Source organism: Nitrospira sp., from assembly GCA_024760545.1.
Taxonomy (GTDB): domain Bacteria; phylum Nitrospirota; class Nitrospiria; order Nitrospirales; family Nitrospiraceae; genus Nitrospira_D.
Genome location: CP060501.1, coordinates 253,816 through 266,548 on the forward strand (window position 1 = coordinate 253,816; position 12,733 = coordinate 266,548).

9 protein-coding genes are annotated in these 12,733 nt (G+C 53.2%); 1 reads left to right on the top strand and 8 read right to left on the bottom strand.

What is annotated here, in order from left to right:
* Positions 1–41 precede the first annotated feature (41 nt).
* The 5 genes from H8K03_01160 to H8K03_01180 all read right to left on the bottom strand — a co-directional run bounded on the left by H8K03_01160 (position 42) and on the right by H8K03_01180 (position 4,300).
* Positions 42–2,438, bottom strand: coding sequence for a DUF3987 domain-containing protein (locus H8K03_01160; GenBank protein UVT20559.1), 2,397 nt, complete (start codon positions 2,436–2,438; stop codon positions 42–44).
* A 5-nt stretch (positions 2,439–2,443) separates the two neighbouring features.
* Entirely contained in the window at positions 2,444–2,608 is a 165-nt protein-coding gene (locus tag H8K03_01165) for a hypothetical protein (GenBank protein UVT20560.1), read from the bottom strand.
* Entirely contained in the window at positions 2,605–2,865 is a 261-nt protein-coding gene (locus H8K03_01170) for a helix-turn-helix domain-containing protein (GenBank protein UVT20561.1), read from the bottom strand. The genes H8K03_01165 and H8K03_01170 overlap by 4 nt, the downstream gene beginning before the upstream one ends.
* Before the next feature lie 69 nt (positions 2,866–2,934).
* Positions 2,935–3,660, bottom strand: coding sequence for a hypothetical protein (locus H8K03_01175; GenBank protein ID UVT20562.1), 726 nt, complete (start codon positions 3,658–3,660; stop codon positions 2,935–2,937).
* Positions 3,661–4,126: 466 nt separating this feature from the next.
* Positions 4,127–4,300 carry a hypothetical protein gene (locus H8K03_01180; protein UVT20563.1) on the bottom strand — a complete coding sequence of 58 codons (174 nt, stop codon included), beginning with the start codon at positions 4,298–4,300 and terminating at the stop codon, positions 4,127–4,129.
* A gap of 430 nt (positions 4,301–4,730) precedes the next feature.
* On the opposite strand from H8K03_01180, the gene H8K03_01185 reads away from it, so the two are divergent.
* Positions 4,731–4,949, top strand: a complete 219-nt coding sequence (locus H8K03_01185; GenBank protein ID UVT20564.1) for a hypothetical protein — start codon at positions 4,731–4,733, stop codon at positions 4,947–4,949.
* Positions 4,950–5,317: 368 nt separating this feature from the next.
* Here H8K03_01185 and H8K03_01190 read toward each other — a convergent pair whose 3' ends face one another.
* From H8K03_01190 to H8K03_01200, 3 genes are all read right to left on the bottom strand, one after another.
* On the bottom strand, positions 5,318–7,405 hold the full coding sequence (locus tag H8K03_01190; protein ID UVT20565.1) for a copper oxidase: 2,088 nt from the start codon (positions 7,403–7,405) through the stop codon (positions 5,318–5,320).
* A 60-nt stretch (positions 7,406–7,465) separates the two neighbouring features.
* The gene (locus H8K03_01195; protein ID UVT20566.1) at positions 7,466–9,454 is read right to left on the bottom strand and encodes a multicopper oxidase domain-containing protein; all 1,989 of its coding nucleotides are present in this window, start codon (positions 9,452–9,454) and stop codon (positions 7,466–7,468) included.
* A 2,047-nt stretch (positions 9,455–11,501) separates the two neighbouring features.
* Positions 11,502–12,500 carry a DsbA family protein gene (locus H8K03_01200; GenBank protein UVT20567.1) on the bottom strand — a complete coding sequence of 333 codons (999 nt, stop codon included), beginning with the start codon at positions 12,498–12,500 and terminating at the stop codon, positions 11,502–11,504.
* Between the last annotated feature and the right edge of the window lie 233 nt (positions 12,501–12,733).

Below are 12,733 nucleotides of genomic sequence, written 5' to 3' on the forward strand. Positions count from 1 at the left end.
TTCGATCCCGGGGAGTTTCTGTCAAAAAACTGGAGAGCCACTTATTCATAAGAGCTCACTTTTGGATTAATCCAGTATTCGGTTTTGCCCTTCTTCCTAAAAGCCGGAGGGCTTTCTTGCTCCTTAAGCCACCCAAGGGAGACAAGCTCATCACAGGCATTCTCGATCAGTTCCCGGTCATGAAGACAACTCCAGTTCTTCCGATAGACATCACGTACCGTGAACGGGTTAGGAAGGCCTTTTTTCTGAAGTTTCTCTGCGAGTCGTGCCGCCGCCTGCTGCGTCGCATTCGTCACCAGCCCATAGATTCGGCGGGCATGGGCTTCCAGATAGCCACACCAGGCCGCAGCGTATTCGGCATGCCGTGCGGAGATCTGAGCAGAGACGGGTGAAGCATTGGACGCTAGATCCAACAGATGGAATATCAGGGCCAGACTCGGCATGAGCGATCGATACTTCCCAAGATGCTCCAGGATGACGGGCTCATCGTCTTGCGAACGAAGTTTCATTTCCAGTTCCGTCAGGAACTCATTGAAGACCACTTGCCCCTCATCGCTGAAGCGGTAATAGGGGGTGCGCTCATTTTCATCCCCATAGGCCCCACATTGACGAAAGTCCATATCGGCCATGTGCTGCACCGCATGGTGCGCCGTCTGTCTGGCATAGGCGTCAATGGGCCGATCAATGAGTTTCCAGGCGGAGGGTTCATCGGGATAGACGCACATCTGAAGCCGCTGCACGAAGCCGTCATTGTTGTGCCCGCGCATAGCCGCGTAGAGGTAGCCCGTTAACTTGGCAGGCTGAATCCCGCCAAACAGTGACACGGTGTTGCTGGGCGTGTAGATATGCCCCCGTCCAATGCGGTCGGCGGTGTAGGAGTTCTGCCCATTGAACCCTTCCAAGAAGAAGGCGCGGTCGCTTTCATGCCCGTCTTTATCCCACGTCGCGAGGAGACCGATCAGCTCATCTCGAAAAACTAGCAAGCCTCGTGGATTCTCCGCTTGGAGCTCGGCCATCTTTTCCACGGTCGCATCGTTCGTTTTGTAACGTCGCCACACGGGCCGGTCCGGTTCCGTTAAGTCGCGAAACTCCTGTTTGATGTCATCCATGTTTTTCCCGGGCTTACCGATCCCCTTGGCCACCTTGCGCATGTCGGCCTGCAGAGCTTCCTTCTGAGCTTTGAAGGCTTCAACTTCCGCATCATGCTTCTTGAGAGCCTCGTCATAGGCCTGCTTCGCAAGGGACTCGAGCTTTTCAAGGGGCTTCATCGCTTCACTAATGGCAGGTGTTTTCAGCATGCTTGGCCGCCCAACTACACCGCCCCAAAGATTCGGAACAACGGTCCAATCATCGTTCTTTTTGGGACGAATGCCGCACCCAGCTCCGATGATGGACCCCGCCATGACGATCATGGCTGTGGCCACATAATCAGGAGGGCATTGCATGCGTTCGGAGACATCTTTCACCATGCCGCGAAACGCGGATGGCACAATCTCGAGGGGTAATGGTGGAACAGGGGCGAGCTCGGCCTTGATCGGCTGAATTTCCGGCCATTCGCCAGGAGATGGCACTAACAAAGACGACATTGTAGCGCCATCGGCTGCCAGGACAGGTTCAGCCTGAATCAAGAGGTCTTTGAACTGCTCCGGCGTCCCTCCGGCTTGGAGCCATTCCACCACGTCACCTTTCGGTGGAAGACCTGGCAGACGGAGGACCTTTACGAATGAAGCTCCTGCCGCAGTTGCCATATCTGCCACGTCCCGTAAGTATCGTTCTCCTCGTTCATCCTGATCGGGGCAGATAATGACTTCTCGCCCCTTCACAGCGCTGAAGTCCGTTCTCTTGGCCGCGTTGGCTCCGCCTGCTGTGGTGGTATGCACCCCGGGTAAGCCCGCTGCGACGGCAGCCTCAACGGCTTTCTCGCCCTCGTGGAGCACGATAGGGGAATCAGCAACTTGAAGAAGAGCAGGCAGCCGGTACAGCACCCGCCCAACGCCCTCCAGGCCCCACACCCATCTGCCATTGCCATCGGGACGGCGTTGGCGGAAATCTTTGGGATCAAAGCGGACCGCTTGATAGAGAGGTGAACCCATTGCATTGGTGTAGTCATAGGTCTCAACGATTCGCCGTCCCTGATGGCCATTCGTGGCAGCGTGGCCGTTCACGCCCGCTACCAACTGTAAAGCTTCCGAAAATCCACAACCCTTCACGTTCTGGACAAGTGCAAACCCATCACCCGCTTGCGGGATGCACTGATTGCAGAACCACGTTCCTCGGCCGTCCAGATCGTCAAAGCGGAACCGATCTTTTCCACCACATGTCGGGCAGGGCCCGTGTTGCTTTGGTGTCTGGGGTACTTCAATGCTGAGATGGGCTAGAATGTGTCGCCAGCGTCCCCTAGCGGCATCTTGTATCGATCTCGTGTTTCCTGCCGCCATGGTCATCACCGCACCCCGCTTTCATCAGCGATTGCAAGAAACTCCTCGTCAGTGACTGGGCGACCTCGTTGCGCTTTAAGGCGAAGGCGCAGGCCCACCCGTCGGGCGGCTTCTTTCAGAATTCCTGGCAGCTCCTCGGCGATGTGGGTGAATCCATGATTGCGGGTCATGGGTTCACCTCGCCCGTCTTGGAGTCTCTCAAGGCTTCCCGAACCTCGGCTAAATCGAATCTAAGTCCGCGCCCGTGCTGCCCAATTCGAAAGGCCGGAAGACCCCCCTGCACCATGCGATAGAGGCTACTCTTCGGGATACCTAACGCAATCGCGCATTGCGTGGCATTCAGAAGAGGTGAAGGACCTATGAGCTGAGGAGATTCAGCTTGTATGCTCTGAGGGACTCTGGAGCGGTTGGGAGATGTACTGGCCATGGCGTTGATCCTCCTGGTTTAGTGTTGAAGGCCAACGCCACTCTATGTGCACTGTAGTTACTAGCCCGGTTAAGGTAACTTTTTCCTTCCAGATCGATACTGCGAGACCGTTTTCTCGAACGTGCCGAAGGTCATGGATTTCCTTCCTTCCTGGAAGTCGTACTCAATATCCCCCGTTGGGCCATATCCGGGATTTAACTCCAGCACATCCAAGTCGCCATGGAGAGCATTCCATAAATCCTTTGCCTGTTCATCTTGTCTTAGGGCAAGACGACCGATGATCTGGCTGATTGTCGGTCCATCTTTTGCGATTTTCCCTCTAGGGTGTTTCGCGTTGCGGGACTGGTGCTTTGCGTACCGTTCCCCTTTGTTGACCTTCTTCGCGTGCGTTTCGTCAGTGAGAAAGGCGAGACCTTCCTCCGGACCCAACCGGACGGCGGTCTTTAGGTGAGCAAGAAATGAAACATCCTTGCCCACAGCCGGAGGCCAAAGAAAGCCACCATAGCTGATAGGTTTCTCTGGATTGCGCACGGCGTATCGATAACGACGCATCTCTTGGGCCATGAGGTCACGAATCTGTTTCGCTGTGTATCCGGTCTGTAGGAGGCGATCACCCGTTGCACGGAATTCCTTAACGAAGTTGTCAGGTATCCAGGGAGGCAATGAGCCTATTACGCCGTCGTATTCTGCCGAGCGGCGGTCATCGAGCATTTGTGCCGCATTGGCAATCTCAGCACCAATTTGGTAGGGATCATTATCAGATTCGGTCGGTTGAAGTTCTGTTCTTCTTGGCATAACCCCTCCTGCATGGAAGGCTGGCCAGGAACAACAATGCACGCAATACCAGGGTAGACCATATTACTCCAAGACACTAAGCGCAAAAGCGAGAGATATGCCAGGTCGATATATAGGACAGCGTATCGCCAGCTCCGTGGCAGATATTCAACAGTGTGAGTGAATGTTCTCCTGAATAACCAACAGTGAACCTTCTTCCTATTTAAAGAGGTCGCGGGAAGACCGAGACCTGGATTAGTTCCACCCAGTTTACAGGAACGAAATGTATTTCCCCGCGAGAACCGATTGAGCAGATACGCTCGGCTGGCCTCTCACCCATTCACACTCATGGCCAAGGCTCCTGGTTTTTGAAAGAACGAGCCACTACTTGCGCCATGCCGCGACCATGATGCACGTCAGTCCCACAATCGAGCTCACGAGAATCGCTTCGATTATCCACGGCATATGGCTACTCACTCCTTCCCCATTATGAATGCAGCGCCGTCATTGTCAGCTCGGCGCCGCACGATTGGAGCAGCAGGAGCGCACCGAGGAATAGGGTAATCATGACGGGCCAGATCATCGCGAGCACACCGAGAACGAGGACGAGCGTAATCCCGGCCAACGTCTGTTGGACGAGCGGGCTCTTAGCTCTCATCATACGATCCTCCTTCCGTACTCTCTTTTGGAAGATGCGAAAAGTTTGTAACAGTATTACCCCGCGCTTCCGTGTGGAAAATGTCGTCAGCGTTCGGCGTCCCGATGATAGGTACCTTACGATTTGGATGATCCAAGACGCGTGTTCTCTGCCATCAGCAAGTTGCAGACCACTGATGGCCACGGGGACGCAGACTCACAAATGCTGGAGATTCAGGACTGTTCCCCTGCTCTTCCCGAAAAGCAGCCTGAATCATTTATATTCACTATGAATCAATTGTGATTCACCTCATGAAACTTCCCTCTGGAGGAAACCCGCGATATTCAGCATTCACAGCATTCGCGGGGATCAGCCGTGGCCTGTGGCTTGCTTATGGAGCTGAGCGTCAATGATGCTCATGGTCATGGATGGCGAGAGCCTAGAGGAGACCTCAATGCCCGACAACAAGAAACGCTGGGTCGAACTGACGACTCCTGATCAGCATGCGGATGGAACGTGGAGTTGTCGCTATGTCATCTTTGAGTTCGAGTCAACACGATGGAGATGTAACAGAGGACGACCTGAAGGCAGCTTTGCATCCAGAGAAGAGGCACAAGCTGCCGCATTGGTACAGGCACAGATTCTGATCCATGGACGGAAGCCCAGATCCTAATACGTTCCCAATACGAAGTAGACTCTTGATGCTTGTCAGCCTTCGTCCGCCTGCAATCCGGCCATAAGTGCCTGCACCGTCTTCGGCGCATTCCCTTCGGCAAGTGCTGTTATGGAGGACCAGTAATTGAAGACGTGTCGGGCTCCATGACGCTTTAACACTAGCCATAGGTGGCGAATCGAGTGGGGCATCGGACTGTCCGGCAACTCACCCACAATCTTATTATACGGCTCGACGTCCCGGTTAGATTCCAATACCAACTAATTCCGATTCTTCCTCTCCCTCAGCTATTCATCCGATTTCGCCGTTGGAATACCGGAAGGCGGCGATCGGTGTGATCACCGCCTTCTTCTCGGCTTCTCATAAAGTTATGGGCAGTTTATCGAGGGATCACTACCAATCGGGTTCCGCTGCTGCGGCGACAGTTTCGAACACCATTCGGCGGGCAGCTCCTGCACCCACCCGTTGTAGACGACCGGAATCGGCAGGACGCCCTGTCCGCCCATGCCCGGTTGGCCGATTACCTTCACCCTATCGGGAATGGAAAAGTCGGTAGTAGTCGCCCCCACCGTCCCTAGCAACACGCGCCCGGCTATGGTGGCATTTGCAGGATTCCCTCCGGGAGCTGGATCCACGACGATCAACGCGTTGCTGAATTTGCTGGCGACATAGGCGTAATAGCCACCGCCATCCTTGGCGCCGTATTGCACGCCATGGCACCCTGGATCACAGGGCAACATGGCCACGACCTGGTCTTCCGTAGGCGAGCCCTTCCGGGTATCGACAACCGTAATGGTGCCGGTCAGAGTATTCGCCGTAACCATGTTGGTTCCGTCCGGACTCACCGGAGTCTGTATCGGGAGGGCGCCAACCGGACCTGATATGTTTCCCTGCCCCGCAACATCCAGAGGGAAATAGTTCATACCAATCTTTAGTAAATCGATATCATTATGGACCTTAGCTCCCGTCACGGGATTAATGACCGTGATCGTGTTATCAAGAAAATTGGCCACGTAATACTTGCTCGAATCGGGCATCATGCCCGTAGCAATTGGTACATGACCCGTAGGAATTGTGGCAGCGATTCCACCATCGCCTGTGAAGTCATACACTGTCGAGGTGTTAAGATTTTCATTGGGCGTGACCATCTTCATTCCATTATGGCTCATCCAATGACCATGAGGATGGGTGGCGGTAAACACATCTTCCCCTCCCGGTCCCATCGGGATGTCCCGAAGCTTGGGAAGAGGGTTGGTGGCATAGGCAGGATTAAAAGCGTCAAACTCGCGAACGTTGTTGCCACCGTTTTGTGCCACATGCACTTGGTCGTTGTTGACTCTCGTCATCACATGTGAGGGGGCGGGACCCGTCGGAAGATCATACATCCATTCACCGGTCGTTCTATTAAACACCGTCAATCTCTCGTCGAGCCATTGAGTCTGATAGATCACCGTCTGATTTCGATCCGTCCACATGTTGTGGGGATGATTCATATTGTGAGTTGGGAGCGCGATCTTCTTCGTCAACACCCACTTGTTGTGTGCATCGACGGTGACGGCCGTCGCCGTCCCCGGCTTCGACTTCCCCGCCGTCAATTCAAACTGGGTGTCGACCCAGATTTCACCAACGGGGGCCGTCCCTGGGTCACTCAATTGGGCTGATGGATTGAACGGAAGAGTAGGATCATAGGCCGCAAGCGCCGGAGCGACATTCGGAACGTCAAGCCTCTTCCCATTCTCATCGTACACAATCACCGGGACAGCCGGATAGACTGGTGCCCACGAGTCCTTGGTGTAATCTTTCCAATTCCCTGGCTTCGTGGCAATAAAGAATGTGCGCAAGAGACGGAGCGCCAAATCGCTGTAGGTCGGGACCGTAACGCCGTTCACCAGTGAAATCTTTTTGCCAAGATCCAATCCAATGGGCCCTAAGCCTAACTGCTGCAAGATGTTGTTAGGGCTATCCACTTTCGTGTTGGGATCATCCACGATGACCGCCGCGAACATATAGACATGGATGTCACAGATGAAGACGTAGAGTCCTGGATCATTCAAGGTCACGGTGGCCACGCCTCGCTTTGCCGGATCGCGAACATCGATGGCTGTCTTGAATGGCATGTTTTTGGCTCCGGTGGGGTAAATCAAACTCAACGCCGTATGGACCGTGCTGGCTTCTCCACTATACGTGGGAAACCCAACCGTTTCTCCGGGAGCAATGACGGCGAGGGATTTTTCTCCCACTGTGCCGATTTGTCCGAGTTGAGGCACACACCCGAATCCTGATTTCGAGTTGCCCGTATTAATACAGGTAAAAAAGTTTCCCGGATTGTCTCCAGCTTCGAATGAGACGACTGGAGCCTTAGAAACTGCCGCACGAGGAGCGGCCTGGGCTACGCCAAATGTTCCCCATCCCATCAGCAGACTGAGAGCAGCCAATAAGAGATGTCGCATTTTCATAAAGCCTTCCTTTTAGAGGTTTCAAGTGTTTCATCTATGTTCACGCATGGCGATCCAGCGTCAGTGCGTCGGGTGGACGTGAAGCTCTGACCTCATCCCGAACGTGGCATGAGGAAGAATGTGACAATGGAACATCCACCGACCTAAGGCGCCCAGGTCCGACAACAGATCGTTTTTTTTGCGATCGTCCATGGAGAATCGGAAGGTGAGCGTGTAATTCCCAGGCACATCCACGACGTCCCGAAACTCCTTAGGAAAGTTGTATGAGGGCCCGCTTATGCCTGCTCGTGGGGTCAGCTTGATCGGCTGCACTGAAAACCCGTGCAAATGAAACGGATGGTGAGCCCCCGTCGTATTGGTCATCGTTAGCTCCAGCGTATTGCCGATGATTGCATGCCGGGCTGATTCCAGATAAAAAGGATTGCCGCTGCCGAAGTTGCCCATACCATCTGCGCCAAAGCCTGTGAATTCACGCGGCATCGGGATACCCTCCACCGATGCTTCAAAAGCACCAGTGTTAGTAGTGAACGTAAACTTGATGTCCTTATCCAGCGACCCTTTTTCTCCGGCATCAAGGACAAGATCAGTCATTGGTCCACCGAGAACCTTGACCATCGCTTGCGCCCCGAAACTCGCAAGCAGTGCCGTACCGTTCGCGATGTTGGGTTGAGGGGCCGCATGACCGGCCACCTTCAGATGCATCACCGGCACCGTCGGCAGCCACGAGTATGTGGCTTCCACTCGCTGGTAATCCTCGGTCCACAGGGTGAGGACGGAATTTTGGGCGGCGTTACCCGGAATATTCGCCACCACATCCGCACGACTTGCAGGCGGGAGCAGAATCTCGCCGAGCTCATAATGTGTAACAAATTTACCAGAACTGCCCCCCTCAACAAGGGCATTGTTGAGGAATCCTCCCTCTCCACCGATTCGAACGAGGTCAATTTGCTTCCCCGAGTTGTCCGTCAAAAGAAGGCGAACATAGCGGACCGGCGAGGGATTCACGATCTGCAACCGCAGCCCCTGACCTGCCTGGACAGGAAGTGTCACCGCCCCAGCTGCAAGCGCGCCCGGCGCCGCAGGCGTTCCGGCCCTCGCGCCAACAGTGACGCCATTGGTCAGGACCGTAAACCCTTCACTCATACGACCAGTCAACCCGGGAGATTGAATGTTCGGAATGTCTCCGGCACCGTATAAATTCGGCGTATACACTCCATTGGCATCAAGCGGATCCGTTTCGCAGAGGATGAGCGGGGACTGAGTCAACGGATGGTTTTGGTAGTTGATCTGCCACGATTGAATGCCGCTGACGTGTGGCAGATTGCCGTCAAATGTGGCTGGATTGCTCCCATTGAGGCCAGACCCGCATACCGTGATGTCACTGATCACCAACGTCTTGGTTTGCTCTGCCGAAGGGATCACGCCCAGATTTCGGAGCCGTTGCTCATACCCCGGAGCCTCCCCCCGATTGTCTTCAATAATGATCGACCCGTAGAGTCCTTTGGCCACTTGATTGGTCGACGAGCGGTGATGCGGGTGGTACCAGAAGATCCCCGGCCGGCTTACGATGAACTTATAATCGAATGTACCCTCTGGGTCCACCGCAGCCTGTGTCAGTTCCGAGCCGTCACTTTGATTGTTTAACTCAATGCCGTGCCAGTGAATACCCGACTTAGCCTCTGGATCCGAATCTGAAGGCGTGAGTTTATTCACGTAATGCACGATGACTTTGTCTCCCACCCTGAGCCGAAATTCCGGACCGGGTATGCCAGGCGGTGTACAAGTGGTTAAGGCAGCATTCGAACAGCTCTTAAAGGTCATCGCGTTGTTCGCCCCCACCCCATTGCCGATTTGGACGGATGCCTCGCTTGCCACAATCCACGTCTCGATGCCGTTGTTGGGATTATCATCCGCGTCGAGCACCTGCGGAACCACATAGGGCCCGACTCCCGTCGTGGCCTGCGCCATCTCGTTGCCGGACACACACAGCATGAGCCCTAAGATCCCGGCGAGGCATGCTTTCCAACCGATCACATTCACGAGGTTCATGATGCGTCTCCCTGGTTATGTCAATGATCTACTTGCAATATTCACTTAGCTACCCAACAGCGACGTTGGTTACAATCTTGTAGATTATATTTACCAAGAACTCGACCTTGCTTAAATTAAATTACCTATTAATGACTAGGATTCGTCACTACAGAGGCAAAGAACGAGCCATGGTGGGGGCACATACAAACGATGACAATTTCGACGTTTGTATTTTTCCCTGGATCGATAATTATCCCGGCGCATGAATCGAATTGATTCACTTAGAATCAAAATGTATTCAAGGGTGGACGCCGCAGCTTCTTCACCCTCGTCGATGCGCACGCCTATATCTCATCATCGCCAGAGATACATTGTGGTGGTTCCTGACAGAGCCCTCTATCACAGCAAATCACGACATTTAGTACTTGCGGCTTATTACGGTATGCCATTCTGTCACTTGCCTTCCAAGTTTCTCTTCCGACGTCGGAACCAGTAATTGTTTATGCACTTCCTTAACCCAGTTGACTGTTTCCAGCCACATAAGTCTGTACTGCAGCATTCTTTCGGGTGGACACGCACCGGGAAAAGGTAAGGTGTATTAGGATTTTCTCTGGGAGGGTTAAATACGCCGGAGAATTTCTATAGTCAAGTCATTTAACACCTTGGGCCAAAAATATTTGGATGTGTGTCACTCTGACACACTGGTTACTTGGCCGCTCCCTTAGTAAATCAACTTCGATCACCTCTAAACTGGAAGGACCTCGTCGCTCAGGGGAAAATGCAGCTACGGCAAAAACTAATTATGTTTTTAAGCTTGTTGAATCCCAGCATAGCGGCGGTAGGTTGGAGATTTCGCGCATACATCTTGATACCGTTGCTGCTGGTCATCACAACGAACAAATCCCAGTCGGACTTACTCATCGTGAGAGTTAGTAAATGTGTTAATCCTTTTCACAGCCGAACAGGATTGATCCCTCTGCGTCAATGACGGGTTGGGGGGTGCTTAAACGCGGGGTTTCCTTTTTTGCGCGATTTCCCATTAAGAAGACCCGGGGGTCGTTGGGGGAGCAGGATCGCCGTGAATACATGGCTAGTCGTAGAGGACCCATGTTGCACCCCCGCCAACGACGAAAGGGCGGCGGGGATCTTTCCCGTCACGGTTTCTGTCACGGTTGGAATCCGAGAAGAGTCACGGTTAGGGCATAACATAGGATGACACAGGAGACAACGGCAGCACACAAACCCCTTGATAGGCTTGCGTCTGCCGTGATCCTGAGTATCATAGAGTATACTGGTGTTTCTGGGGTAATCCGCTTCCCGAGCTAGTTGTGTTGGGCAAATCCCATCGCCCGGTCCAACCTTTTCAATAAGTTCGAGAACTTTCCCGTTCACAGCAGTCTCCACTGTCACGGTTCCAATTGGATCCACAGCCTCTTCCAGCTTGGTGTGGCTCGGCTCAGGGTGAGCGGGAATAGGCTTACCGAAGCTAGCCACTGTCTCAGTCGCGGTCTTCACGTGGGTGGGGAGTGGTGAGCATAGCGACGCACCAGACCTGTGCTACTGTGCCGTAGCAATACGGCGATGGGCCCTCGGAAAGGTATGTCGTAAAGAGTGCCAGGTCACACCTCAAGCTTGAGAGGGAACAAAGACTCGCGAACAGAGGTTAGGCTGATCCATCCATATAGCTGGATTCTCAGAGGGAAAGACCCACTTCCATTGCTGCCACTGTTGGAACCATCTCAATATCGCTATGGCTTCTTCATTAAAATGGGAGTACTGCACCTTGCCGGCCTTTGTCGGTGGCAAAGTCAGTTTACCTCGGTCTAAGTCTACGTTGGCCAACTTCGCTCAGGATCCATATGGATGAGCCAGCTTGTCCAGCAAGGCAGATTCTTCCTCCCAGGTCAGAAATCTGGTTTGCTCAGTCGATACCTCGGGAAGGATCGTACCGGCGAAGGAGGTTTTTCTCAACTTTTCCATCCCGAACTGCCTTGTTGATGATTTGGCGCATAAACTTAATGTAATTCATGATGTTTTGAGCAGCGAACCCTTCCTATGATTAAGATTACTTGCTCAGAAGTGAGTCGATCATTGCCTGAAAATCAGATAACGGTCTTGCGCCGATTAATGGGCGCCCGTTAATAAAAAAGGTCGGGGTACTGGTCACTCCGAGTTTCAGCCCTTCTCGAAGGTCCTTTAATACCTCATCGCGATAGCGGTTTTCCTTCATGCAAGCGTCGAACGATGTCTGATGCAGTCCCAACTCTTCAGCGAGAGCGGAGAAATTCCAGCCGACTACCGAGGCCGGTCGAGTGAACAAAGCGTCATGATATTCCCAAAATCGGTTCTGCTCGGCGGCACACTGGGCTGCTTGAGCAGCAAGCTGAGCCTGCCGATGATTCGGGCCTGGGAAATCGCGGTAGACCAACTTCAATTTGTTTGGATACTTGACTAAGAGTTCTTTGAGAATGGGTACGCTACGTCTGCAATAGGGACACTCAAAGTCAGAAAACTCGATGATCGTTACTGGAGCTTCGGCGGCACCAATCCAAGGATCGTCATCGGCACTGACATTCAGCACAGGTAGTTCTGGTTGAGGAAGATTCACATGGATCTTGGTATTTCGTCGTAATTGAACCAACAGTGCTTGGCGAATTCTGGATACATCCTCGGTGGTCTGCTTATTACGTCGAATTGGGCCAGGCAGATTGGCGAGTTTGACGATTGTTTCAGATTCGCCTGCTTCCTCAATGAGAACAGGAATGGATATGCCCACTCTGGCGGCTTCGGCCGCAAGTAGCTCCTCTTCGATGAGGTGTTGTACCGACTCATTCAGCAGCTTGGCCCGCTGCGCTTCTACCTGGTACAGAGGAAGAGCGACAGCCTGTTCAATTTCCGTCAGCGTGATAGAACGTGTTCCGATTGTGGCAACCACCTGTGCTCTGTCTTTGGAAACCGAGGGCTTCTGGAAGGGTACCGTTGAATTGAAATGTCCTGTTATGAACAGGAGTATAGACAGACCTCCGATGCCGCCTACTATTCCAGCTAGTGATGAGATTTTCACTATTACCTCGTGGATGATCTTTTCAAGGTAGCAATACACGATTAGAAATCCAGCAATTCCTGAGAACCAGAACCGAGTTAATGCAGCATGACCACACTCACATGGCTGATGGTGGTCGGCACGCTCTGTGTGGGGCCTCCTATTGCCACGGGGGTCTTATCACTGTCCAACCAACGCTGCGATAGGAGCTGGGTTGCAGCACTACGGTCAAAGCCTTTGGGAGCGTGGGTTCG